The 25,014-nt window shown below is 43.9% G+C and carries 29 protein-coding genes; 15 read left to right on the forward strand and 14 right to left on the reverse strand.

Annotation, left to right across the window (positions count from 1 at the left end; all coding sequences use genetic code 11):
* Nucleotides 1-112: 112 nt before the first annotated feature.
* Nucleotides 113-703, reverse strand: coding sequence for a peptidylprolyl isomerase (locus tag ACIQXQ_RS00505; RefSeq protein ID WP_402871083.1), 591 nt, complete (start codon nt 701-703; stop codon nt 113-115).
* A 180-nt stretch (nt 704-883) separates the two neighbouring features.
* Here ACIQXQ_RS00505 and kapB point away from each other — a divergent pair, with 180 nt between their 5' ends.
* Complete coding sequence (gene kapB, locus ACIQXQ_RS00510; RefSeq protein ID WP_402871080.1) at nt 884-1,270, forward strand: kinase-associated lipoprotein KapB; 387 nt, start codon at nt 884-886, stop codon at nt 1,268-1,270.
* A gap of 40 nt (nt 1,271-1,310) precedes the next feature.
* Here the strand turns inward: kapB and kapD are convergent, their stop codons facing one another.
* A complete protein-coding gene (kapD, locus tag ACIQXQ_RS00515) occupies nt 1,311-1,934 on the reverse strand; it encodes a 3'-5' exonuclease KapD (RefSeq protein ID WP_402954291.1) in 624 nt (207 codons plus the stop codon).
* Nucleotides 1,935-2,223: 289 nt separating this feature from the next.
* On the opposite strand from kapD, the gene ACIQXQ_RS00520 reads away from it, so the two are divergent.
* Both ACIQXQ_RS00520 and ACIQXQ_RS00525 read left to right on the forward strand, forming a co-directional pair.
* The gene (locus ACIQXQ_RS00520; RefSeq protein ID WP_402954294.1) at nt 2,224-4,086 is read left to right on the forward strand and encodes a transglycosylase domain-containing protein; all 1,863 of its coding nucleotides are present in this window, start codon (nt 2,224-2,226) and stop codon (nt 4,084-4,086) included.
* 34 nt (nt 4,087-4,120) lie between these two features.
* Complete coding sequence (locus ACIQXQ_RS00525) at nt 4,121-4,378, forward strand: SunI/YnzG family protein (protein WP_402871075.1); 258 nt, start codon at nt 4,121-4,123, stop codon at nt 4,376-4,378.
* 75 nt (nt 4,379-4,453) lie between these two features.
* On the opposite strand, the gene ACIQXQ_RS00530 is transcribed toward ACIQXQ_RS00525, so the two are convergent.
* Entirely contained in the window at nt 4,454-5,026 is a 573-nt protein-coding gene (locus tag ACIQXQ_RS00530; RefSeq protein WP_402871073.1) for a DUF5366 family protein, read from the reverse strand.
* A gap of 316 nt (nt 5,027-5,342) precedes the next feature.
* Here ACIQXQ_RS00530 and ACIQXQ_RS00535 point away from each other — a divergent pair, with 316 nt between their 5' ends.
* From ACIQXQ_RS00535 to mnhG, 7 genes are read left to right on the forward strand one after another with little or no spacing between them, the layout of a single operon-like run.
* Entirely contained in the window at nt 5,343-7,742 is a 2,400-nt protein-coding gene (locus ACIQXQ_RS00535; protein WP_402954297.1) for a Na+/H+ antiporter subunit A, read from the forward strand.
* A complete protein-coding gene (locus ACIQXQ_RS00540) occupies nt 7,739-8,161 on the forward strand; it encodes a Na(+)/H(+) antiporter subunit B (protein ID WP_402871069.1) in 423 nt (140 codons plus the stop codon). Before ACIQXQ_RS00535 ends, ACIQXQ_RS00540 begins: the two co-directional genes overlap by 4 nt.
* Complete coding sequence (locus tag ACIQXQ_RS00545; RefSeq protein ID WP_402871066.1) at nt 8,161-8,502, forward strand: Na(+)/H(+) antiporter subunit C; 342 nt, start codon at nt 8,161-8,163, stop codon at nt 8,500-8,502. The genes ACIQXQ_RS00540 and ACIQXQ_RS00545 overlap by 1 nt, the downstream gene beginning before the upstream one ends.
* Complete coding sequence (locus tag ACIQXQ_RS00550; protein ID WP_402954300.1) at nt 8,495-9,976, forward strand: Na+/H+ antiporter subunit D; 1,482 nt, start codon at nt 8,495-8,497, stop codon at nt 9,974-9,976. The genes ACIQXQ_RS00545 and ACIQXQ_RS00550 overlap by 8 nt, the downstream gene beginning before the upstream one ends.
* Nucleotides 9,977-9,982: 6 nt before the next feature.
* Complete coding sequence (locus tag ACIQXQ_RS00555) at nt 9,983-10,459, forward strand: Na+/H+ antiporter subunit E (protein WP_402871061.1); 477 nt, start codon at nt 9,983-9,985, stop codon at nt 10,457-10,459.
* Between the two features lie 47 nt (nt 10,460-10,506).
* Nucleotides 10,507-10,743 (forward strand): Na(+)/H(+) antiporter subunit F1, encoded by a 237-nt coding sequence (locus tag ACIQXQ_RS00560; RefSeq protein WP_402871344.1) that lies wholly within the window; start codon nt 10,507-10,509, stop codon nt 10,741-10,743.
* Nucleotides 10,727-11,065, forward strand: a complete 339-nt coding sequence (gene mnhG, locus ACIQXQ_RS00565; protein ID WP_402954303.1) for a monovalent cation/H(+) antiporter subunit G — start codon at nt 10,727-10,729, stop codon at nt 11,063-11,065. Before ACIQXQ_RS00560 ends, mnhG begins: the two co-directional genes overlap by 17 nt.
* Nucleotides 11,066-11,117: 52 nt before the next feature.
* Here the strand turns inward: mnhG and ACIQXQ_RS00570 are convergent, their stop codons facing one another.
* The 5 genes from ACIQXQ_RS00570 to ACIQXQ_RS00590 form a co-directional block, all read right to left on the reverse strand.
* The gene (locus ACIQXQ_RS00570) at nt 11,118-11,510 is read right to left on the reverse strand and encodes a hotdog fold thioesterase (protein WP_402871057.1); all 393 of its coding nucleotides are present in this window, start codon (nt 11,508-11,510) and stop codon (nt 11,118-11,120) included.
* 162 nt (nt 11,511-11,672) lie between these two features.
* Complete coding sequence (locus ACIQXQ_RS00575; protein WP_402954306.1) at nt 11,673-12,239, reverse strand: 5' nucleotidase, NT5C type; 567 nt, start codon at nt 12,237-12,239, stop codon at nt 11,673-11,675.
* Nucleotides 12,240-12,255: 16 nt separating this feature from the next.
* Nucleotides 12,256-13,350 (reverse strand): FAD-dependent monooxygenase, encoded by a 1,095-nt coding sequence (locus ACIQXQ_RS00580; protein WP_402954309.1) that lies wholly within the window; start codon nt 13,348-13,350, stop codon nt 12,256-12,258.
* 21 nt (nt 13,351-13,371) lie between these two features.
* Nucleotides 13,372-14,466: a bifunctional diaminohydroxyphosphoribosylaminopyrimidine deaminase/5-amino-6-(5-phosphoribosylamino)uracil reductase RibD gene (gene ribD / locus ACIQXQ_RS00585; RefSeq protein WP_402955111.1), complete on the reverse strand. Its 1,095-nt coding sequence runs from the start codon at nt 14,464-14,466 to the stop codon at nt 13,372-13,374.
* Between the two features lie 15 nt (nt 14,467-14,481).
* Nucleotides 14,482-15,231 carry a GTP cyclohydrolase II gene (locus ACIQXQ_RS00590; protein WP_402954312.1) on the reverse strand — a complete coding sequence of 250 codons (750 nt, stop codon included), beginning with the start codon at nt 15,229-15,231 and terminating at the stop codon, nt 14,482-14,484.
* Between the two features lie 241 nt (nt 15,232-15,472).
* Between ACIQXQ_RS00590 and ACIQXQ_RS00595 the strand changes: the two genes are divergently transcribed.
* Nucleotides 15,473-15,871, forward strand: coding sequence for a YuzC family spore coat inner layer protein (locus tag ACIQXQ_RS00595; RefSeq protein WP_402954315.1), 399 nt, complete (start codon nt 15,473-15,475; stop codon nt 15,869-15,871).
* 36 nt (nt 15,872-15,907) lie between these two features.
* Here the strand turns inward: ACIQXQ_RS00595 and ACIQXQ_RS00600 are convergent, their stop codons facing one another.
* Together ACIQXQ_RS00600 and ACIQXQ_RS00605 are read right to left on the reverse strand one after the other, a co-directional pair.
* Nucleotides 15,908-17,413, reverse strand: coding sequence for a leucyl aminopeptidase (locus ACIQXQ_RS00600; RefSeq protein WP_402954320.1), 1,506 nt, complete (start codon nt 17,411-17,413; stop codon nt 15,908-15,910).
* A 123-nt stretch (nt 17,414-17,536) separates the two neighbouring features.
* Entirely contained in the window at nt 17,537-18,073 is a 537-nt protein-coding gene (locus tag ACIQXQ_RS00605) for a GNAT family N-acetyltransferase (RefSeq protein WP_402871044.1), read from the reverse strand.
* A gap of 280 nt (nt 18,074-18,353) precedes the next feature.
* On the opposite strand from ACIQXQ_RS00605, the gene ACIQXQ_RS00610 reads away from it, so the two are divergent.
* Together ACIQXQ_RS00610 and ACIQXQ_RS00615 are read left to right on the forward strand one after the other, a co-directional pair.
* Nucleotides 18,354-18,836, forward strand: coding sequence for a divergent PAP2 family protein (locus ACIQXQ_RS00610; RefSeq protein WP_402871041.1), 483 nt, complete (start codon nt 18,354-18,356; stop codon nt 18,834-18,836).
* Nucleotides 18,837-18,847: 11 nt separating this feature from the next.
* Nucleotides 18,848-19,642, forward strand: a complete 795-nt coding sequence (locus tag ACIQXQ_RS00615) for a cobalamin-binding protein (RefSeq protein WP_402954325.1) — start codon at nt 18,848-18,850, stop codon at nt 19,640-19,642.
* Between the two features lie 55 nt (nt 19,643-19,697).
* On the opposite strand, the gene ACIQXQ_RS00620 is transcribed toward ACIQXQ_RS00615, so the two are convergent.
* The 4 genes from ACIQXQ_RS00620 to ACIQXQ_RS00635 form a co-directional block, all read right to left on the reverse strand.
* Nucleotides 19,698-20,393 (reverse strand): 3D domain-containing protein, encoded by a 696-nt coding sequence (locus ACIQXQ_RS00620; RefSeq protein ID WP_402954328.1) that lies wholly within the window; start codon nt 20,391-20,393, stop codon nt 19,698-19,700.
* Between the two features lie 137 nt (nt 20,394-20,530).
* Nucleotides 20,531-20,848: a YuiB family protein gene (locus ACIQXQ_RS00625; protein WP_402871034.1), complete on the reverse strand. Its 318-nt coding sequence runs from the start codon at nt 20,846-20,848 to the stop codon at nt 20,531-20,533.
* Between the two features lie 103 nt (nt 20,849-20,951).
* On the reverse strand, nt 20,952-21,431 hold the full coding sequence (locus ACIQXQ_RS00630; protein ID WP_402871032.1) for an NUDIX domain-containing protein: 480 nt from the start codon (nt 21,429-21,431) through the stop codon (nt 20,952-20,954).
* A 117-nt stretch (nt 21,432-21,548) separates the two neighbouring features.
* Nucleotides 21,549-22,766, reverse strand: a complete 1,218-nt coding sequence (locus ACIQXQ_RS00635) for an NAD(P)/FAD-dependent oxidoreductase (RefSeq protein ID WP_402871029.1) — start codon at nt 22,764-22,766, stop codon at nt 21,549-21,551.
* A gap of 380 nt (nt 22,767-23,146) precedes the next feature.
* On the opposite strand from ACIQXQ_RS00635, the gene ACIQXQ_RS00640 reads away from it, so the two are divergent.
* The gene (locus tag ACIQXQ_RS00640; RefSeq protein ID WP_402871026.1) at nt 23,147-24,139 is read left to right on the forward strand and encodes an NAD(P)/FAD-dependent oxidoreductase; all 993 of its coding nucleotides are present in this window, start codon (nt 23,147-23,149) and stop codon (nt 24,137-24,139) included.
* A 179-nt stretch (nt 24,140-24,318) separates the two neighbouring features.
* A complete protein-coding gene (locus ACIQXQ_RS00645; RefSeq protein WP_402954331.1) occupies nt 24,319-24,960 on the forward strand; it encodes an SDR family oxidoreductase in 642 nt (213 codons plus the stop codon).
* The last annotated feature ends 54 nt before the right edge of the window (nt 24,961-25,014 follow it).

The raw sequence follows: 25,014 nt of genomic DNA on the forward strand, positions 1-25,014 counted from the left end.
AATGATCTTTTTCCTCATTATAACAATTATTGAATCAATCCACTAGTCAAGTTCCTCCCCTAGAAACTAAAAAAGCGAGAGGCCCTATGCCCCCCGCTTCACGTACCTTCGTTTATAAAATCGTAATGCCTTTAATGACTACATCCACAGCTGGCTTGTCTCCCGCAACCGTCTCTACATTGGCGATCGTATCGACAACATCCATGCCCTCGATAACTTGGCCGAAAACGGAATGTTTGTGGTCTAACCATGGTGTTCCGCCATTTTCCATATACGCACTGATGATTTCTTCCGGATATCCGGCTTGCTTCATTTGTTCACCCATTCTGCTGTCTACATGCTGTGCCTGAACGATGAAGAATTGGCTTCCGTTCGTTCCTGGACCCGCATTCGCCATGGAAAGGGCTCCGCGCAGATTGAACAGTTCCATGGAGAATTCATCTTCAAAATTCGTGCCCCAGATGCTTTCCCCACCCATTCCTGTACCTGTCGGATCTCCACCTTGTAGCATGAAATCCTTTATGACACGGTGGAAGATGATTCCATCGTAATATCCATTCTCAGCGTGTGTTAAGAAGTTTTCTACTGTTTTAGGAGCATGCTTGGGAAACAGCTTGATTTTAATATCACCAAGCGTCGTCTGCATGATCACCGCTTTTTCATTTTCCGATATTTCGGTTGTTAATTGTGGAAATGTTGTCATGGTTCATTACCTCTTTCGTTTTTAAATAAATGGCTCATATCTCCATTCTTTAACCTTCATTTCTACACTTTACACGACTTCGGAAAAAAATGCATCTTTGATACAGTAAACAAATTCATTGTATAAAATCATCGTACTTATGTATCATGTAGGGAGTGAACAAGAAAGGTGGATGAAGGAATGTCCGAGCATGAATTCAAGGTTGGCGATAAGGTAACCGCCATTTATAAAACAGGGAAATATATCGGGGAAATCACCGATATCCGTCCTTCTGCATATCTTGTAAAAGTATTGGCAGTCATGAAGCATCCTATGCAGGGAGACCTTCATAATCCGAAGCAAACGGAAGTATCCATGTTTCATCAACGACGTGCCCTGGCATTCCGGGAACAAACCAATGTCCCGATGAATATGGTGAGGGTATACGATGGGGACATTCCAGATTATAAGGAATCCTTACGGGTATCTGTTGAGAAAATGGCCCGCACTTTAACCGAAAGCCAAACAGAATGGAACAACAAAAGTTTGGAGCTGCTTGAAGACCTAGCAGCGGATTATTTTAAATAACATATAATAAAAGCCAAATCAATAGAAATTGATTTGGCTTTTATAACGCTAAATGATTCAATACTTTGGATAAATCGATGCGGTCACCGATTGTCGTCGGTTCGTGATTTTTCATATAACTTTTGTCTTTCTCCACCAGTTTAAAGATATTATACGTGGTAATGGCATCATCAAGGGCCCTATGATGCTTACCTGTCCCCTCTTTTCCATAGGCCTGTACGGCTTTCCATAATCCCGTTTGATTTTGATCTCCGAAGAAACGCTTGTATTCCAGGCAAAGATCGCTCTGTTTCCCCGTGAAAGGGAAATTCAGACCTGCTTTTTGACAGTTCTGACGAAGCACCTTCATATCCATGTTACCCCAGGTGACGATGGTCGTTGGATGCTTCTCATCCAATTTTGCTAAAAAGGTAACCAATTCTTCAAATGAAATTCCACGATCCACCTGGTTTTGGGTGATATTCAGGAATTTCTTGCATCGATTCGTCAATTCTGGAAACCTTGACGGATTAACGTAGGAAGAAAACTGTTCTTGGACTGTATCGTTTACGACTGCGATTAAACCGACCTCAATGATTTCCGGGTAGAAACCAACTGGATTTGCCTTTCCTTCGGGCATTGTAAATTCAAAATCAATGAATACATACTGCTGTTGTCCATCCATTTTCCGAACCCTCCTTATTCATGACATCTTTCCACCGACTAAATTTGGTTATTTTTTCCGTAAGAATATTATAACAGAAGATTGAAATAAGTTTTTATTTGATTTTCATTAAGCCAGAGCCATTCACCCAGCCAGTTTTTCTCCATTGCGTTAAGCAACTTCAGAAGAAACCCTTTATCATCTTCCTTAATTGGATTATGATGGATGAAACGAAGCGAAAGGACCACTCTTTTTTACCCACATCTTTTCCATTAAGTTACTAAAAATATATTAGTTAGGAAGTTGAACTATGCGCGCGTACCTTGGCTATATCACGATTTTCTTCTTAGTTCCTGTCTTATCCATCTTCATCTTTCTTTCCTATCAGGAGTGGTCTTTAGCTGAAACTCCCCATCATGTCTTGGATGAACGCATCCCCTTCGATCAGATTGACCTGGCTCAGACCAGTTACATGACGGCCGCAAATGGGAAAGTGATTAGTGAAATTCCCAATGGAGAAAACCGGATCTATTTGAAGCTTGACGATATCCCCGTGTTTCTAGAAGACCTGTTCATTGTCACGGAAGATCAAAAATTTTATGAGCATAGGGGAATTGATATAACCGCGATCAGTAGGGCCTTGCTTGTCAATTCACAGAAGAGTGCAATCAAACAAGGCGGGAGTACCATCACCCAGCAATTGGCCAGGAATGTTTTCCTTACCCATGACAAGACGTATAACCGAAAGCTAAGTGAACTCTTTTACGCCTACCAGCTAGAACGGAAACGGTCCAAGTCCGAAATCATCGAGCTCTATATGAATGCCATTTACTTCAACAACGGGGCTTACGGAATCGAGGCGGCTTCCCAACTCTACTTCAGCCAATCGATCAAGGATCTATCAAAGGCCGAAGTGGCCTTTCTTGCAGCCATTCCTAATAATCCCGAACTCTATAACCCTCTTAAACACTTTGATAACACGAAAAAGCGTCAAGAGCGGATACTAAAACAAATGGTTGTCCAAGGTAAACTGGAGCAGAAGGAATTCGATAAACTCATTAAAAAGGAAATCAGGTTGGACTTGTCCACCAACATCGATTTATACCCTGATTATGTGACATATGTCCATCAAGAGTTGAAAAACCTGGTCGCTTCGGCGGAAGGTCTGACAAAACCATTGAAAAGCTCGGATGAAGTCACACGCAATCAAGCGGAAGCCAAACTGAATGAACAGGTCACAAAGCTTCTGAAATCTGGCGTAACCATTCACACGGCACTCGATATCAATCTACAGACCCAGGCCAAGTCGGCCATGCAATCGAAAATCGGATTCAATGATATCGAAGGTGCATCAGTGGTTATACAGCATCATACGCACCAGCTTGTCTCTTTGATTGGGGGAAAGGATTATAAAAAAAATTCTTTCAACCGGGCATACCAAAGTTACAGGCAACCTGGTTCGACCATAAAGCCTCTTCTGGATTATGCACCTTATATAGAAGAAACGGGAGCGGATATCAATCAGCTTGTTAGCGGGGCAAACTATTGTAGCAACAGCTACTGTCCACAAAATTACAATGGGGCGAGCTACGGCATGGTCACTATAAGGAATGCTTTTGCACAATCCTATAATACGCCGGCCATCAGGCTTTTTGAAAAGACCGGCATAGAAAAGAGCTTCAGCTATCTTAATGCCTTTCAATTCAAAAAGGTGTCCATCCAAGATCACCACATCAGTTCGGCCATCGGCGGTTTTGAATACGGGATGAGCCCTCTCGAAATGACCAATGCCTTTACATCATTCAATGATGGCCGCTACCAGCCTGCACGGGCAATCACGAAGGTCACGGACCAAGAAGGAAACGTTCTTTATAAATGGAAAAATCAATCGAAAAAGGTGTGGAATAAAAACACCGTCAGCAAAATGCGGCAGCTTCTTCACGAAGTCACCACAAATGGGACGGCACGCTCAGCCTATTTCCCGTCTGAATATATCGGGGGAAAAACAGGCACAACCAATGATGCCAAAGACATTTGGTTCGTCGGCCTGACAGGAAACTATACAACCGGCGTCTGGGTTGGGAAAGATAAGCCAGCCAACCTGCAAGCCGTCTATTCGCGACAGCCCCAGATAGAGATATGGAAGGCAATCAGCCAAGCCGCTGAATGGTAAAAGCAAGTCATGATAAGACGACGGAGGGATTATGATGCTAGGAATCGCAATTGAAAAATCACAGGATCATTTACTCATTAAATGGCAACTATCCACAATAGAAATACCCATTTCCGAAATCATAAGGGTGACTCAAGATGATACATATGCGGGTGAAGATAAACGTGCGATCAGAATTGGCACGCCATATGCTACAACGGATCGTATCGTGCTTCATACTGTATCTGATACGTATATCTTGTTCACAACGAATGCCACTTCCATACAAAACAAGATCAACGCACGGATATAAGGAACCAAGTACACGATGAAAAGAGCTGCCGGATGTTCCCGGCAGCTCTTTTCTCCGTATATGGATGAGTATTCCCTATATCGGTAGGCTGGCAATCACGCTGTTATACAACTTCAACCCTGAATAAGCGACGATGGCGACTAACGCGGTCCATACGAAGATGGGAAAGAAGATGAGTCCGACCAGCCCAGATACATTCACACTGGAGCTTAACTTAAACACAAAGTAAATCAGGGCCACGACATTCGTGATAAGGAAGATGGAAATGAGCCCCGGGAGGAATTGGACGCTGAACAATGAACAAGCTCCGCCGATCACATAAATGACCGACCCCATCCTGATGCTCGTCAATGCTTTCCCATCCGAATCTTTGGAAAAGAATAGAAGGGAAAGCTCAATGACCGTGTCCGAGATTAACTTCAGCGCTGCAAAGACCATGAACATGACCAACAACAACACAATCATCAAGGCAAGCTTAATTCCTGTCTCGGAAAAGAACTCCAACATCCCTTGATAGATTCCTAAATTCCCGAATAAGATAAGCACCTGCATTTCCCCATAAATCGCAAAGGACAGACTAAACAGTAGTATCGCAATGATCGGGAAATAACTAAGTAAATACGTGTTTTTCATTTTTTCTCCATCCATGTATCTTTTATCCTATTATTATGCAAGATATAAAAGGATTTCACAATGGATTTTTACATATATTCCCCTCTTTGCACCCCTCTGAAAATATTTTTTGAGCCGTTTCACGCTCCTTTTCTACCTATATATAAAACTCGATATCAATCAGTATTCCTCGCTCCTAATGTCATGCAAACCCTCAAAAATTGGGTTATACTTTTAGGAATGACACGTAACACATATAAAAAAAACACATTCAACGAAGATACTTTACCGTCTAGGATTGTGTAAAAAAATGCATAATAAGGCGATGACTTCGTTTATAAGGGGGGAGTTTATGTCTTTGCTTCATTGGGCGGTATTATCACCATTTCTTTTGGCCATCTTAATACCGTTTTTATACAAGTATTTACGTCGAATACATACTGGCTGGTTTGTACTGATTTTACCCGTTCTTCTATTTAGCTATTTTTCCCGGTTCATTTCTTCAACCAAACAAGGGGAGACCATAACTGAACGGGCTACTTGGATTCCTTCACTAGGAATACATATTGACTTTTATGTAGACGGACTAGGTCTTTTGTTCGCTCTGCTCATAACGGGGATTGGTTCACTCGTTATTTTGTATTCCATCTTTTATCTATCAAAAGAAAAAGAAAAACTGAACCAGTTTTATGTCTTTCTCTTACTATTCATGGGCGCCATGCTTGGTGTGGTCCTTTCCGACAATTTAATCGTTCTCTATTCATTTTGGGAATTTACAAGTTTGTCATCCTTTTTACTCATTGGGTATTGGAACGAAAGGGAACGCTCACGTTATGGAGCTCAGAAATCCCTGCTGATCACCGTCTTTGGCGGATTAAGCATGCTTGGGGGAATCGTGCTCCTTTCCATCATGGGAAACACCTACAGCATAAGGGAACTGATAGCTCAAAGCGGCGAACTGTTGGATCATCCGCTTTTCATCCCTGCTCTTCTACTCATTTTACTGGGTGCCTTCACTAAATCGGCACAGTTCCCATTTCACATCTGGCTACCTGATGCCATGGAAGCACCGACACCAGTCAGTGCCTATCTCCATTCCGCGACAATGGTCAAGGCTGGCATTTATCTGGTTGCCCGTCTAAGCCCGGTGTTTGCGGAATCCGGTGTCTGGTTCTGGCTCGTTTCGATTGCCGGGTTGGTCACCTTATTCTGGGGTTCATTCTCAGCTGTGAAACAAACGGACTTAAAGGGGATTCTTGCCTTTTCCACCGTCAGTCAGCTTGGTTTGATCATGTCTCTATTGGGAATCGGAGCCGCTGCCCTTCACTATGACACGCTGGGGGACAATATATACCTGGCCGCAACAGTGGCCGCCGTCTTCCACTTGATTAACCATGCAACCTTCAAAGGAAGTCTATTCATGGTGGCAGGTATTATTGACCACGAAACTGGTACAAGGGACATCCGCAAGCTTGGTGGCTTGATGCAGCTGATGCCCATCACCTTTACGGTGGCCATCATCGGTGCCTTTTCCATGGCCGGGCTTCCTCCGTTCAATGGGTTCTTAAGTAAGGAAATGTTCCTGGCTGCCATGGTGAATGTATTGGAACTGGATATATTCAATATGGAGACATGGGGCGTGTTATTCCCGGTAGTGGCTTGGGTTGCTAGTGTTTTCACTTTCATTTACAGCATGATTGTCGTTCTTAAGCCTTTTACAGGGAAACTTCGACATTTGGATAAGAAACCGCATGAAGCGCCGATTGGCATGTTGATTTCACCGATTATCCTTGCTTCTTTGGTCCTTGTATTCGGGATTTTCCCTAATCTATTATCTTCGTCAATCATCGAGCCGGCTGTGGCGAGTATCCAGCCAAACTTGGTAGACCCGGATTATCATGTTCATATCGCATTCTGGCATGGCTTCCAACCGGAAGTATGGATGACGATTGGAATCATTGTGGTAGGGATCATTTTATACAAAACGTTATCCAAATGGAACGGCATCTATCGGATAGTGCCAGACCGTTTTTCATTGAACTCCCTTTATGATCATGGATTAAAGGGGATGGAACGCTCGGCATCTACCATCATGAAGTTTCTCATGACAGGGTCGATTCGAAACTATCTGCTCTCGATTTTCCTTTTCTTCATCCTTTCCTTAGGCTTTTCCCTTTACTGGAAAGATGCCTTTGTACTCGATACAGGAAACTTTGCTCCATTCGGCGTCTATGAAGTCGTTTTGGCGGCTATCATCGTGATTGGATCGATTGCCATTCTATTTGCGAAATCCCGTTTAACATCGATCATCCTCTTAGGGGCGGTCGGCTATACCATTTCCCTATTTTTCGTCTTGCTTAGAGCACCGGATTTGGCATTGACGCAACTTGTCATTGAAACCATCTCCGTCGCGCTTTTCCTGCTCTGTTTCTTCCATTTACCATTACTTGCAAGCAGGAAGGAAGAGCGGATGACATTCAGGTTGAATAATGCCTTGATTTCAATTGGCGTTGGCGTGATCGTCACATTGATTGCTTTATCAGCGCATAGCAATAAGCTATTTGCTTCCATTTCAAGTTATTACCTTGAAAATGCGTATAAGGAAGCAGGAGGAAAAAACGTGGTCAATGTCATTCTCGTTGACTTCCGCGGACTTGATACGATGTTTGAAATAAGTGTTCTTTCCATCGCAGCACTCGGGATCTTCGCGATGATTAAATTGCGACTGACTGGGAGGAAAGATAAATCATGAAACAAAATGACTTGATTCTTCAAACGGTGACAAAGGTTGCGGCCTTTGTTATCCTACTTTTTTCCGTTTCCATCTTTTTAGGCGGCCACTACTCACCGGGGGGCGGGTTTGTCGGCGGATTGATGACATCAGCGGCGATTGTCCTTCTTTTACTCGCCTATGACATTAAAACCGTCGCGGAGATCTTGCCGATTGACTATAAACTGATGATAGGTGCAGGTTTATTCATCTCTGCCCTGACTGTAGCCGGTTCGCTCCTGTTCGGGGTTCCGCTCATGACTCATGTGTACCGTTATATCGATTTTCCCATCCTTGGTCACATCTCGCTTCATACAGCGGTACTTTTTGATTTAGGCGTTTACCTCGTGGTTGTTGGTGTAACGATGACCATTATTCAAACGATAGGGGAGAGTGAATAATGGAACTTTTAATGGCCATTGTCATAGGAATTCTATTTATGTGTGCAACCTACTTGATGCTATCCAAGAGCATCTTGCGGATCATCATCGGTACAGGGTTGCTTAGTCATGGGGCCCATCTTTTGATTTTAACGATGGGTGGTTTAAAAGGAGGTTCCGTCCCATTGCTTGGGGATGTGGCGACGTCTTATGTTGACCCGCTTCCACAAGCTCTCATCTTAACGGCGATCGTCATCAGCTTCGGTGTCACTTCCTTTTTATTAGTGCTTGCCTACCGGACCTACCAGGAACTGGGGACGGACGATATGGAAGAAATGAGAGGTACCGACACAAATGATTAATCTACCATTATTGCCTGTTTTATTACCGCTTTTTACAGGCATCATCCTTATTTTCTTTTCAAAAAAAATCAAGCTTCAACGAGGGATTTCTTTCATTTCATCCCTCATCGGAATCGGGATTGCTATCTATTTGGTCCTTTCCGTTCATAATGAAGGGATCTTGACACTGGGAGTCGGCAGCTGGGATGCGCCTTTCGGTATTGTGATTGTCGCTGACATGCTTGCCTCCTTACTCGTTCTGACCACGAATATCATTGGATTGGCGATACTGGTTTACTCGTTTTACTCCATAGGGAAAGAACGTGAGGCCCATTATTACTATCCTGTCTTTCAATTTTTACTGATTGGCGTGAATGGGGCATTCCTTACCGGTGACCTGTTCAACCTATTCGTCTTTTTTGAAGTCATGCTGATGGCCTCCTACGTACTCCTTGTCTTGGGAGGAACGAAAATTCAGCTGAGGGAATCATTGAAGTACATCATCGTCAATGTTCTTTCTTCCTCCTTTTTCGTCATCATGGTCGCTTATCTGTATTCGGTGCTCGGCACGTTGAATATGGCACACCTGAGTCAGCGGATAGCAGAGGCAGGACAACCTGCCATCCTATCGGTCATCGCGATCGGCTTCTTGATCGTCTTTGGCTTGAAGGGAGCCATTTTTCCGCTATTCCAGTGGCTTCCGGGTTCTTACTATGCACCGCCTATCCCCGTGATGGCCTTATTTGGAGCCTTGCTGACCAAAGTCGGGGTCTATTCCATTTTCAGGACCTATACACTCATGTTTCATCATGACCAAGATTTCACCCATATGTTTCTCCAAGTCCTGGCGATTTTAACCATCATCATGGGAGTCATCGGTGCAATCGCCTATTGGGATGTTAAAAAGATCATCATTTATAATATCATCATTGCCGTCGGCGTCATCATCTTCGGAATTTCGTTGATGAATGAACCAGCCTTATCCGGATCGATCTTATACATCATTCATGACATGTTAATCAAAGCCGCACTGTTTTTATTGGTGGGCATCATGATTAAGATCAGTGGCTCTGATGATTTACGGAATATGGGCGGATTGATCAAGCAATATCCTGGCCTTGCCTGGACCTTCTTCATCGCAGCCATATCACTGGCCGGAATCCCTCCATTCAGCGGATTTGCCGGCAAGCTGATGATCCTTCAAGGGGCAGCCGACAAAGGAGCCTATATTGGCTTGGCGATGGTCTTGCTATCAAGTTTGATGGTCCTATATTCTGTGATGAAAATTTTCATACACGGTTTTTGGGGAACCCCGAAAGTCGCGTATACCCTAGGTAAGGCAACGGTCAACAAAATGCTTGTCCCTGCGGTCCTGCTTGTCGCCATTTCCGTCTTATACGGAGTGGGAACAGAAGCGGTTTACCCCTATATTTCACAAGCCGTTGACACATTAATGAATCCCGATATTTATATCGATGCGGTTTTAAAGGAGTAATGCCTGATGTCCTTTCAAATTTTACTGAATGTATTCCTGGCTATCATCTGGATGTTTTTGAAAAATGAATTCAACGGAAGCACCTTCATCATTGGCTATGTTTTAGGACTTGGCATCCTGTTTATCTTCCGTCATTTTTTCACCAGCCGTTTTTATCTTAACCGAGTGTATGCCGTCATCCGGCTGTTCTTCATTTTCGCCAGGGAGCTCCTGTTATCCAATATTAGCGTACTTAAGGTCATACTTAAGCCAAGGCTCGATATGAAACCGGGTATCTTCGCATACGAGACCGTGCTTACGAAGGATTGGGAGATTACCGTCCTATCCAATTTAATCACGCTGACCCCAGGCACCCTGGTTGTGGAGGTTTCGGAAGACAATCGCATCCTTTATATCCACGCGATGGATATCGCTGATAAAGAAGAAGCCGTCGACAGCATTAAATACACATTTGAAAAAGCAATCATGGAGGTGAGCAAATAATGTTCGATCTTTTACTTAAAATCGCTTTGCTCGGTGTCTCACTATCCATGCTTGGGTTTCTATACCGGTTAATTAAAGGACCTTCTGTTCCTGACCGGGTCATTGCCCTGGATGCGATGGGCATCAACCTCATCGCTCTCGTGGCGCTCGCATCCATCGTCATGGATACGAATGCTTATTTAGAAGCCATCCTGTTGCTCGGCATCCTGTCATTTATCGGAACGGTCGCTTTCGCCAAGTTCCTTGAGAAAGGGGAGATCATCGAAAATGACCGAAATCGCTGAAATTCTTTCTGCAGGCTTTATTTTGATCGGTGTCTTTCTATTCTTGGTATCCGCCTTCGGCATTATCCGGTTGCCTGATGTTTATACACGAAATCATGCCGTATCCAAAAGTTCCACCCTCGGGATCATGTTCATCCTGATTGGGACACTCTTATACTTTTATTACAAGCACAGTCATTTCGATTTCCGTGTCGTACTAGCCATCATCTTCATCTTCATGACCAGTCCAGTAGCCGGACATTTGATCAACCGCTCCGCCTACCATTCTGGCGTTAAAATGTGGGATCAAAGTGTCCAGGATGATTTGAAGAAAAGCCGATGAAGCAAAAAAGGAGCTGCCGTTTTACCCAACGGCAGCTCCTTTTTGTTCACTCTCACTTTGGCAGGTCGATGACTGCCAGCGTACATCTGGAAACGCAGACCAGGTTTCCTTCTTCATCCCGGATCTTCACATCCCAAATCATGGTCGTTCTCCCATGATGAAGGATGTTCCCTTCTGCAGTGACAAGGCCCGAACGGACACCCCTTACATGATTTGCGTTGATTTCAAGCCCGACGACCGCTTGTTTCGTGCCGTCGACCAGCTGGAAACCACCGATGCTCGCAACCGACTCGGCCAGGGCAACCGATGCGCCTCCATGCAATAGACCAAATGGCTGTTTTGTCCGTTCGTCGACGGGCATGGTCGCAATGACTTTCCCATTACTCAATTCCTTCATTTCTATCCCAAGTGCGCCAATCAACGAACCTTCCACATTGATATCCATCTTGACCCATCCCTTTCATTTTAGAATTCTATCATTAAAACCATTCTACCTTGTCTGGGTGAGTTATAACAGATATAAATGAATAACCATTCATTATTGATGAAAAAAAGAGGATGATCCGGGTACCTTCCAGTCATCCTCCATCTCATATGCATGCCTGTCTTACTTGGATATAACCTGCTTCAGCTCCGACCAGTTTGTCAGTCTAGGGATGGATTCTATCTCACGGTTATAGGAATTATCGATGGCATATACCTTCGTTTGAATGCCCACCAACGTTTCCAAAACGGCCGGTTTATCATCGAAATAATAGTCCAGCTCCAATTTCTTGATCGTTTCAATTTTTTCATGGTCTTTCATGCCGCAATAAAAATGGTCGTCCTTTACAGGGAATCCATTCTCGATCATCCATTGTTTCGTCCGTTCACCATGCTCGGCTTTTCTTGCCGTAATATAAAAGATTTCATGTCCTTCGTTTTCAAGGGCCTGTAATGCTTCCACTGCCCCCTCAAACGCCGGGCACGAGGAATAATAGATTTCTTCGGCAAGGCTATTCCACATTTTTCCGCCTTCTTCTTTACTCATCTCGAACAATTCATGAATCTCCAAGGTTTTCAAGGCCTTGAATTTTGTTAACTCTACATTTTTATTGAGCTTTTCATTATATAACTGGAATGCATATTCCCTTAAATTAATCAAAGTATCATCTATATCAAAACCGAATCTCATCTTCTTCACTCTCCATTTAAACATACGCGGTAAACAAGGATTCAAAAGATTTCTCCATGTCCACCTGCAAGGCCTGTAGCTTTTCAATATAAGCTCTTCTTTTTGGCTCCGCCCTTTTGAGCCCCGTTAATCCGCTATCTCCCAGAAGGATGTGTTCATAAATTTGTTGGGCCACTAGTTCAGCGTCACCAAGGGCACAATTGAGTCCGAAAGCACCAGTGGGGGTCATGGTATGGGCCGCGTCCCCCACTAGCAGAACACCATCTTTGGTCCACGTTTCACATGAGCAACTATGAACGTCCAATAAAATGAAGTCCTGCCAGGATTGGATATTTTCACGGACCACACTCCGTAACTCTGGGAAATTCATGATCAACTTTTCAATAAAAGGTTCAAAAGGCTGTTTCCGAAGCTGAGGGTACGAACCATGTTCTATATTCCATCCGATTTGGATGAACCCCCCCGCCTGAGTGAAGAGTGCCAACTGGGAACCATTGACCAATGCATTCTTGATCGATGGCTTCCATCCGTAAGGGGCCGGTATTTTAGCCCAGAGTAAATCATAGCCGTGGTTCTTGACCTCAACCGGGATTTTCGCTTTTTTCCGGACCGTTGAAAACCTTCCATCCGCCCCGACAATCAATCGGCTTTGAATGGTGAATTCACTCCCATCCTTAACGGCTTTCACTCCACAGAACCGCCCCTCTTTGTCCTGGACGAGATCTGTCACCCTCGTGTTCAGCATCAAGTGGAAGGAATCTAACTTTTCAGCTTCATCCAAGATCACCTTCAACAGATGCTTCTGCGGAACATGAATGCCCAGATTATCTTGATGGTCGTCCGGATAAATCTCTTTTACCAGTCGCCCCTCCTGCCAATATTCAATCTGTTCCATTCTAAGCAGGCCCAGATTCTCCACTTTCGCAAATAAGCCAAGCTTTTTAAGGATGCTCTCCCCTTCATCGTTTAAGAATTCCCCTCGAAATTCCTGTGCGACTGCCTGATTCCGCTCAAGGAGGATGACCGAAATGTTCTGTTTGGCCAATAAATAGGCTAAAAGCGCCCCTCCAGGTCCTGAACCGACAATGCAAACATCCGTTTTACCCATCATGCTTCTCACCTGTTGTCTATTTTATTTTGGATAAGCCGTTATGCGGATGTCTTCCCCAAACGTATCAACATGAGAGATGGAAACATCCAAGGCTTCATCCATTTGATTTACATCGTCCCCTGAAAAAGGAGTAAGTGAGTTTCTTCCACCCAATAGTTTAGGAGCTACATAGATTAGATATTTATCGATGAGTCCTGCCCTTAAGAATGAAGCATTTACCTCGCTTCCGCCTTCAAGCAAGACATCCGTTATCCCCTTTTTATATAGTTCGGCCATCAGGATCTCCAAATCCAACCCTGCTTCTGTTTTGGGGACCATGATGAATTCGACTCCTCTTTCGCTTAGGGAGGCGATTTTTTCCAACGAGGCATTTTCATGCGTGACAATGACCGTTCTCGCTTCTTCTACCTGTAAGACATGGAAATCTAGAGGTACGCGGAGTTCACTATCCAAAATGATGCGGACCGGATTTTTTCCCCCGCCTTCAGGAAGCCGGGTCGTCAAGGATGGATTATCGGCCAGGACCGTTCCGATGCCGACTAAAATTGCATCGACCTCATTACGTAGCAAGTGGACCGAGTGACGGGATTCTTCCCCTGTAATCCATTTCGAATGTCCAGTGTGGGTCGCCAGCTTCCCATCGAGCGTCATCGCAAATTTGGACAGGACAAAAGGCCGCCCTGTCGTCATATTATGGATAAAGCGTTCATTCAGCCTTCGTGCTTCTTTTTCCAAAATGCCCACTTCCACTTCAATGCCTGCCTCTTTAAGAAGCGCGATTCCTCTCCCTGCAACTTCCGGGTTGGGATCTTCCATGGCCACTACGACCCGTTTAATTCCCGATTCCTTCACCAAATTCGCACATGGTGGTGTTTTCCCATAATGGGAACAAGGTTCAAGCGTCACATATAAAGTTCCACCTTTGGCATACTCTCCCGCCATTTTGAATGCATGGACCTCGGCATGCGGTTCACCGGCTTTGCGGTGAATCCCTGTTCCGGCAATCACGCCGTCTTTCACAATAACAGCCCCGACGATGGGGTTTGGGTTCGTCTTCCCTTTAGCACTGCCCGCTAGGTCCAAAGCCAGTTTCATGTAATATTGATCATTATTCATCATCACAGCTCCCCTTCACACAATTACAGTGGGATCCTCTAGTGGGATATGCCCGGATTTCTTGATTTTTGTATCCAGATAGAAACTATTCGTTTCAGTCAAACCACCCCAAAGCGGGATATGATTCTTCGCCGTCAAGCCATGCTCCTTAAGCGCTGCCAGCTTTTTAGGATTATTCGTAATCAGCGTTACGGGTTTATGACGCAGAGCTTTCAACACCGTGATCGCTCCTTCATAAGATCTTGTATCATCTTCGAATCCCAAAGCATGGTTCGCTTCAACGGTGTCAAATCCTTCTTGCTGAAGCAAGTAAGCCAATGATTTTGTAAATAAGCCAATACCTCTTCCCTCATGATCCGCAAGGTAAAAAATGGCGCCGGTTCCGGCGTCGGCAATCATCCTCATCGATTGGTGAAGCTGGTATCCGCAATCACAACGTTGACTGCCGAATATATCCCCCGTATGGCAGATGCTGTGCATACGGACGAGTGCATCCTCCGCTTTCTCGAAATCACCATACACCAATACCGAAGATTGCTGGCCAAAAGCCAAGTTGGCAGTCGAAAGCGATTCGAGCACTGCTTCTTCAACATTATCCTCGCCATCAAGCTGAAGCCAGGTGTACCATTGGAAGACAGCCGAAAAGTCACCTTGCTTAACAGGGAGATTCACGGGACCGACCAGGCATAGATCATCTTTACCCGGTGTTTTCAGGATGTTCATTTTATCTATTAAAAGGTCTTTTATTTGCTTTGTTATTTTCATAGTAAAATCACCTATTTTTTAGTTTTATATAGTACGGTCTCGCTACTTACTTAAGGTAAGCAAGTATTTTAAGTATACTACCAAGTGAGGATTTTTACAAATAATAGTGTACACTTCTTTCTATTTTTCAAGTAAGAAAAACGGCTTTCTAAAACACTATCATAATCTTCTACATCCACTCATATTTTAACCTATATAATAAACCTGTCTATGGAAAGACATAGGAAAGGGAGGCAAACCTTTGGCTGATATCCCTTATTTTTTTTTCGACCAAGATTTTTTCCAGAGAAACCGTGATTGGGGATTGCCTTATCGTAATCAGGTAGATCCGCTGCTTCGCCCTTTCTCCGCCGGAAACCCCGACCTCTTGATTCAATCGGCTAAATCTTCGCAATCGTTAATGGATGATGCAAAAAAAGTAGTGGATATGATTGCCTCGTCCAAACCATTTTCGACACGGCTCATGTCCGCCGCCCAAGAATCGAAAACGGCTGCCGTCACCGACATGATCAAAAAGACAGGTATTAAAAACGAACCAGATATCAAGTACAATCCCGATGGCATCCGTTTTGATTTTTATCCGAAAAAAGGAGAGATAAATTGCCATGTCATCATCAGTTTGAAGTGGAGCAACATATGAAAAAACCGAAGCCTCTTTCCGGCTTCGGCATCGATCCTAGTTCTTGCCCGGATTGAATGTTTCCACAAGAAGGGCAAGGGTACGGGTCATGACTCCAGTCGCCCCGGCCGTACCCAGTTCATTTGCGCTCGCTGTCGTGGATGTTCCCGCAATATCGAGATGGACCCATGGGGTCGATTCGGCAAATTCACCGACAAAGGCACCACCCATGATGGCATGCCCGGCTCCTCCCGGCGAATTATTCAAATCCGCAATCTTACTATTACGCACACGCTCTTTATCCTTTTCGGTAATCGGCAGGCGCCACATTGGCTCACCGGCTTCCTCAGAGGCCTTTTGAACTTGTTCATAGAATTCCACGTTATTGGTCATGGCACCTGTCATATCATTGCCCAAGGCCGTTATAACACCACCCGTTAAGGTGGCAACATCGACAAGGTATTCCGCACCATGGTGTTTCGCATATGTCACTGCATCCGCCAATACAAGCCGTCCCTCGGCATCCGTATTCAGCACCTCGATGGTTTTACCACTCATGGCGGTAATCACATCATCCGGTTTAAATGCATTTCCACTGATCATGTTATCGGTAGAAGGAATGACGGCAACGACATTTTGATCCGGGCCCAATTCCCCGATGATTTCCATCGCACCCAAGACGGCCGCTGCACCGCCCATATCCGTTTTCATTCCAACGATTCCAGCCTTTGTTTTTAATGAGTAACCTCCTGTATCGAAGGTAATTCCTTTTCCGACCAACCCGATTACATCCGTCCATTCTTCTTTTCCCTGATATTTGAGGACGATCATTTTCGGTGGTTCGACCGATCCTTGATTGACCGCTAGAAGAGCACCCATTCCAAGCTTGAGCATGTCTTCCTTCTCGAGGATTTCAACCTCGAATCCATACCGGTCCCCCAATTCCATGGAATAGTTCGCTAAATCCGTGGAGGTCAGTAAGTTCCCAGGTGTATTAACTAGCGTCCTCGCTGAATTCGTCGCTTTCCCAAACACACGGCCGACATGTAGGGCCGCTCCCACTTCATCCGTTTGGCACTCACTATAAACCGTGATGGCTTCCAAACTTTTTTCTATCTGGTTCGATTTCTGTTTATACCCGGCAAATTTATAGCCTGCCAGCTCAAATGCCTCGGAGAATGCATGCGCCGCATCCAGTGCGTCCAACTGTTCAGTCGTGAAGGTGTCCAAAGCGATGCTGATTGTCGTAAGCCTTGATTCAGCCACCACTTTGCGGGCCTTCCCTAAAGCTTCCCTTAAAGTCTCGAAAGATAGTTCTTTTTCTTTCCCTAGACCGACAAAAATCAGCCTCTTTACGCCTAGTTTTCCTAAAGTATGTATTTTAGTGATGGACTTCTTCTTGGAAGAGATATCACCATCCTTCACCAATTGTGTAAGATGTCCCGATAATTTCTCATCCGCTTCCTGCCCAATCCCCGTGAATTTAATCGGCCGATCAAACACACCCATTAACAGGCATTCTTCCGTAACATCTAAGTTTAATGTATGTTTCACTGTAAACATTCTGATACGCCTCCATTCGAATACTCCTATTATAACCAAATTCCCCGAAATTTCCGAATTCAATGCACAAAGTGGATTTGAAATGCCCGCTTCATTCATTTAAACAAGATGATCCATTCGATTTCACTTAACCAATTTGTACATCAGGATATCATCGACATATTCATTTTCACTCATTTTAAATTCTTTAACCTTACGACCTTCTTCAATGAACCCCATTTTCTTGTACAAAGTAATAGCACCGTGATTTGATGCGAAAACGCCTAAACTCACTTTTTCGATGAAGGGATTGCTCTCTGCCCAATCCAATAATGCCTGTAGTAGCATACTTCCAATCCCCATTTCTCTATAACCCTTTCTTATCATCATGCCAAAGGTGCCTGTATGGGACAATCGCATTCTATTTTTGGCCATTTCGAATACTATCCAACCAACGACTTCTCCCTCACTTTCAGCTACCAGTAATGTTTCTCTTTCATGATCCAATATGCTCTGAACCCATTCGCTTTGTTGGGAAGATGTTTTATTGAACTCTGTGGATAACGCGATTAGGAATTCACCTTCTGACACAACGGATTTCTGGATGTCTAAAATCGCCTCGGAGTCTTCCAGTTTTCCAGGACGAACCATGTAACTAACCGGGTCTTTTGAAATAGACAATACTATCTCCTCCTTATAAAACATATGATTACTATTCATATTCTTTATCGACCTACCTAGACCTTCTAAAGAATCGCCTCTTCTTTCTAAATCTTAGCTTTATTTCACCTGCCTAGTAAGGAAGTAGTTTAGAAAGCCGCTCTTTAGAGAAATAGTATAAGAAAGATCATATTTATTTCCAATAAGCAGGGAATCGATAGGATATGATGGAAAGTATTAGTAAGGATGAATATTTTCCCGTCTCACCGTTACTTTATAAATGGAAAGAAGGCTGAAACTTTTGGAATTTTTTTTAAACTTCCCTTTAATTGCCGCTTTAATCGCCATTTTCTTTGCCCAATTCATTAAAGTCCCGATTCATTTCATCGCCTTTCGTAAATGGGATTGGTCGTTGATCAACTCAACGGGCGGTATGCCAAGTTCACATTCGGCCGCCGTGACTGCACTTACCGTAGCAGTGGGGATTGAAACGGGCATGGACTCACCCATCTTTGCCGTTGCGACACTTTTTGCCATCATCACGATGTTTGATGCAACGGGTGTTAGGAGGCAGGCAGGGGAACAGGCTGCCGTCCTGAATCAGCTTGTCACAGATTTCAATTTATTTGTCGAACAAGCGAAGAATTGGCAGAAGAAAGAGGAGAAGCAGAAGCAACAGCAATTGAAGGAATTATTGGGCCATAAACCAATTGAAGTCTTTTTCGGCGCATTGACTGGAGTATTCATCGCACTTGTTCTTCATTTTTTAATCTTTCAAGGGTAGGTGACTTATAAATGAAATTAATCTCTCTTTGCCCAAGTAATACTGAACTCTGTACATATCTCGGAATCGAAGACCAGTTGATTGCCATCGATGACTATTCGGATTGGCCCGACTCCATACAGCATCTGCCTAAAGTCGGTCCAGATCTGTCCATTAACATAGATCTCGTGGAATCATTAAAACCTGATTTGGTTCTTGCTTCCCTCAGCGTACCTGGTATGGAAAAAAACATCGAGGCACTCAAAAAACGACAGATTCCTTATATCATCTTTAATCCGCAATCGCTTGAAGATATCGCCCAGGATTTACTGACCCTTGGGGAAGCCGTTCAGGTACAGGAAAAGGCCGCGTTGCAGGCGGACAAATTCCGTTCCACCATCCGGCAATATAAGATGGTAGCGGACAGCATCGACCATCCCCCTTCCCTCTACTGGGAATGGTGGCCCAATCCCCTTTTCTCACCTGGCGGGGTCAATTGGTTAACGGAAATCAGCCGTCTGGCTGGAGGGTATAACCTCTTTGAAGAAGTAGACATGGCAAGCATTCAAGTGCCATCGGAAGAAGTCCTAGAAAAGGACCCGGACCACATTTGTTTAGCATGGGTCGGCGTCCCGTTACATAAGGTCAACCCTGAATTAATCAAGAAACGAAAGGGCTGGTCCGAAATGAAAGCCGTCCAAAACCATGCGATTCATATCATGGAAGAACCCTTATTCTGCCGGCCGTCCCCCAGATTGCTGGATGGACTATCCAAACTGGCTAGGACGCTTCATCCCGAAGCCTACCTCCACATCCCTACAGATTGAACGGCAAAAAAGCCAGCTCTACATTGAGTCGGCTTTTTTGCGAGCATTCATGTATTTAAAACACAAAGGAAGACATGTTTGTATGGACCGTTTTTTCGGCGATCGTATGTTTGAAGACCTGCCTCACTTTCATTTCATTCAACTCATATAACTGTTCCTCTGAAAGACGCCCGTTTCCTTTTTGTACAAGATAGACCTCCAGGGTTTTCTTTCCCCACTTCTCATATACATCTTGCACCGTGTCGTAATACAGGTCAAGGTGGTTCCCTTTAATCGCCCCACCCTTATCGGCTACCACCCCAAAACCATAATCAGGGATCCAAAGGATGGTACCTAGCGGAAACACGGAAAGATCAGCAGCAATGGTCGAAAACATATCCCGCTTCACCTTCACCCCAGAATAGGTAATGCCATAAGACGGGCTATCCGGATATTTACCAGTGGATTCATAGCCTGCTGTATATCCCGTTGCCAACACCTTATGTTTTGGATACTTCGAAAGCTCTATAGCCTCTTCTATCGTTGGTGGTCCCCCACTTTTTTTCGTGGACGATGCTATAAAGGTCGCTTTATGGTGCCCACGATGAAAGGCTTTGTATTCCAGCTCGAATACCGTATTTTTCCTAATCGTTTCTTCCAAAGGATGGACTTCGGGCTCGGCTCCAAAAACATGATGAACGGTTGATTCAATAGCCAAGAAAAACAATAGGATGATGGCAACCCGCAAAAATAATGTCCGTATGATTTTCATATGTATGTCATTCCACTCCTCTCACAAGGATATTTGTTCCCTAACATGAGGAAAAGTATTCATATAGACCCAAAAATGACTACATATCACTAGAAAAACAGAAAAAAGGACCACCACTAAATGGCAGCCCCACCTATTTAAAACATTTGGTACCCCTTATTCCTCAATATCTTAATCGTGATTCCAGCCCCTATAGCACCAATTAATCCACTTGATAAAATCATCAGATCCGCCGCATGCAAAGATGCTAGGCTCGTCCCAAGTTCGGAAAACGTGTCACTGGGTTGTCTGAAATATTCAATCAACTTGGCTTTATTCACTATGACAAGGAAAACGATAGGAAAAAGGACGACCATGATCCATGATGATCGAAAAAGCATGTTAAGTAAAAAGCCTATCCCGAAAAACAATACAAAGAATAAAAGTATTGAGATGACCAATACCGGTAATGGCATAATCTTCTAGACCTCCTTAAAAGAACCACTTTTAGTTTACAGAATACATAATTGGTTCGTCAACGACATAATACCAATTAATCCCTTGTGATGCATCATTGTCTTACATAAATAATTTATAAGAGGTATATCCGAAATGATTCCCTGGATTGACTCCGTCGAGCATCGTCTGCATTCTTTCCTTTTTAAAGGATAAAAGATGATTCAATAACACAGACTGCTTGCCTTCCGCAATGAGGGCTTCCGGATCATAGAACTTAGCTTCATATAGCTCGTCCATTTGAGCCGATACATCAAAACTAAGCGGCTTAAGTAAAAACACCAACATATTATCACTTATTTCCCCTTTGATGACTCCACTCCTGACGCCTACCATCCCTTCAATTTCCGTATGAATCCCCGTCTCCTCCAGCACTTCTCTAATGACTGCCTCATCCACCGTTTCATCATTTCGAACGAAGCCGGCGGGGAGGGACCATTGACCTTCCAATCCTCCATACCGTTTATTAACGACAAGCCATTCGCCTTTATCGGAAATCACGAGACCCGATACAGCCAACCAGACATTTTTGCAACGTTCCAATCATTTCACTCCTCATTTCTCTCAATATTTGTATTATAAACCTTTTTTTTCAGTCATACACAATAGAAAAAAGCCATCCCGGAAATTTCTTGAATGGCTCATACCTTTATTATGAAATTACAGGATGTTGAATTTACCCTTTTTCGCAACCAAATAAGGGCCGCCTATCAATAATAACGCTCTGTTATCCACCATTTTCTTCATGAACGAGGCCGTTTTCCCCGTCACTTTCTTACCAAAAACAACCCCGATTGCATCATGCTCACCAAGTGAACATACCGTCCCTTTGTTTTCGAACGTAAAGGTATCTAGGTCGGTTTGGTTGCGGACCAACTTGGTAATGTTCTTCGCAATGACTTCTCCTTGCTGCATGGCAATCTGTGCGGTAGGGGGATATGGCCGGTTTATTTCTTCATTTATGATCAATGAACAGTCACCCACGATGAAGATATCATCATGACCTGGTGCCCGCATATCGAGGTTCACTTTTATGCGACCACGCATTGCATCGAATCCCGAAGCTTCAATGACGGAATTCCCACGAACTCCAGCTGCCCAAACAACGGTCCCTGCCTTGATCTCCTCGGTTTCCTCTTCACCAATTGCCACGATGATTCCTTCAGGGGTAGCTCCCTTGATGGGCGTGCCAATCTTGAATTCCACTCCTTTTTTTTGAAGATATGAAACGGCATAATCCACTAATTCGGGATCGAAACCAGGAAGTACCGCCGGTGCAGCTTCTACACAGTACATGCGGACTTTCTGAGGGTCAATATCATATTCCTTACACAGCACAGGAACACGGTTGGCTAACTCCCCAAGGAATTCAATGCCCGTAAACCCAGCTCCACCGACTACGATGGTCAAGCGATTTTCGTCTTTTTCCATTTCCGAGCTATATGTGGCAAATTGCAATTGGATATGATCCCGTATTTTCCGGGCCGAGTTTAAATTGGAAATGGAGAAGGCATATTCCTTTAATCCTGGAATGCCGAATGTTTCTGATTCTGGACCAAGCCCGACCACTAAGATGTCATACGAAACTTCGCCATTTTCTAGAATGACTTTTTTCTGTTCGGTCTTGATTTCTAAAACGGAGTCTTGAACGAACCTCACTTTACTTTTGTTGATGACATTCTTGATGGGATAGCGCACACGATCATGATGAAGGGTTCCGGCAGACGCCTCATGCAACCAGGTTGTTTCATAATGATAATCATTTTTATTCACTAAGATGATTTCCGCTTCATTTTGTCCCAATGCTTTTTGTAATCGGGTTACGGTCATCAAACCGCCATAACCTGCTCCCAAAATAACGATAGTTGGTTTTTTCAAGTAATCTTCCACCTTTACAGTATTTTTCTTTATCCCGCTTTCCATCTCAATTTCTATGCGATATCCTTAATTTCCATTAAAGAAGGCAATCCTATTCATATGTGATGCCTTTCACTAATTAAAGTTCACGAACGAACCAACAAATTCCATATAATTGAATATTATTCCATTCCCTCTCATTTTTCAAGGAAACCGATTTCCCCTTGATTAATGGAAAATCAGTCTACTTGATGCCGTAACTTTTCATTTCGATGATTAGTATGCCTGATTGCTCGCACGAACTTTCTCATTTTTCAAAAAATTTATCCATCTTCTTTAACTTCAACTATGTTAAAATGAAGAAAGAATTTCAACAAACCTAGTATATCGGAGGGATAGCGTTGGAAGTAAATGAAAAAGTATATGATATTACCATCATTGGTGGTGGACCTGTAGGCTTATTTACCGCATTCTATGGTGGTATGAGACAGGCATCAGTCAAAATCATTGAAAGCCTCCCACAATTGGGTGGACAATTATCCGCTCTTTATCCTGAAAAATACATCTATGATATCGCAGGTTTTCCTAAAGTGCTGGCTCAGGAATTAGTCAATAATTTGAAAGAGCAAATGGCGAAATTCGAACAAACCGTCGTCTTGGAACAATCCGTTCAAGAAGTGGAGAAACAGGCCGATGGCGTCTTCATGTTAACCACGGATAAAGAAGTACATTATTCCAAAACAATCATAATCACTGCCGGAAACGGGGCTTTCCAACCTCGACGCATCGAAATCGAGAATGCTAAGCAATATGAGGGTACGAACCTTCATTATTTCATTGATGACCTTAACCGTTTTGCAGGGAAAAAAGTGGTGGTCTTCGGAGGCGGCGATTCCGCAGTGGACTGGGCACTCATGTTAGAGCCTATCGCTGAAAAGGTGAGCATTGTCCATAGAAGGGATAAATTCCGGGCTCACGAACATAGTGTCGAAAATCTCAAAAATTCTAAAGTAGAAATTAAAACCCCTTACATACCTGCAGATTTAATTGGTACGGAAGATCGAATTCAAACAGTCGTCCTTAAGGATACGAATGGAGAAGAAACCGAAACATTGGATGTTGATGCAGTCATCGTCAACTACGGCTTTATCTCCTCTCTTGGTCCCATCAAGGAATGGGGGCTCGATATTCAGAAAAACAACATCTTAGTCAACTCCAGAATGGAAACGAACATCCCCGGAATCTACGCGGCTGGTGACATCGCAACCTACGATGGCAAAGTCAAATTAATTGCCAGCGGCTTTGGCGAAGCCCCTACTGCCGTCAATCATGCGAAGCAATACATTGACCCAAAAGCAAAAGTGCAGCCCATGCACAGCTCTTCCATGTTTTAGCATTCTATCGCTCATTTCACTTTTAACCGGCTCTGAATTGAGCTGGTTTTTTTATTTGTTTTATTAACTTGTGGATAACTTCCGGGAAAGCAGTTATCCACAATGGGTTCTAGATGTTTTCGGACTCTTCGATAAAGGGTAATGAATGTACGAGAAGAAAAAGAAAGGAGTTTACATTCATGAATATCTTAATAGCAGGCGCGAATGGAACGACTGGTAAGAAAATCATCGAAGAACTATCAAAAACCCAACAGGATACGGTATATGGAATGATCCGGAAAGAAGAACAAGCACAAGGGATAAAAGACCTTGGCGGACAGCCCATCCTCGCTGATTTAGAGGAAAATGTGGATAAAGCGGTGGATAACATGGACGCCATCGTATTTGCTGCAGGTTCAGGTCCGAAGACAGGACCTGATAAGACCACGGCTGTGGATAAGAACGGAGCAATCAAACTGATTGATGCCGCTAAGAAAAAAGGCGTCGGGCGCTTTGTCATGTTAAGCTCCGTCGGTTCCGATCAGCCCCAACAAGGCCCCGAAGGAATGCAACACTATCTCGAAGCCAAGCATGATGCGGATGAACATTTAAAGGAGAGCGGTCTCACTTATACCATCGTCCGTCCCGTCGCATTGACTAATGACCAAGCGGTTGGGAAAATTAAGGCAGATGCAAAAGTCAATCATGTCGATACTTCCATACCACGAGCGGATGTCGCTAAAGTATTGGCCCAAGCCATCTCCGAAAAAAACACCTTCAATAAAACGTTCGAAATTCATAGTGGTGACCAACCGATCAAGGAAGCCTTGAAAACCCTATAAGAATGATGAAAAAAAGGGGGGACACTTCAAATGTGTCTCCCTTTTTCCATAAGA

Source organism: Peribacillus sp. NPDC097198, assembly GCF_044762055.1.
GTDB lineage: Bacteria > Bacillota > Bacilli > Bacillales > DSM-1321 > Peribacillus.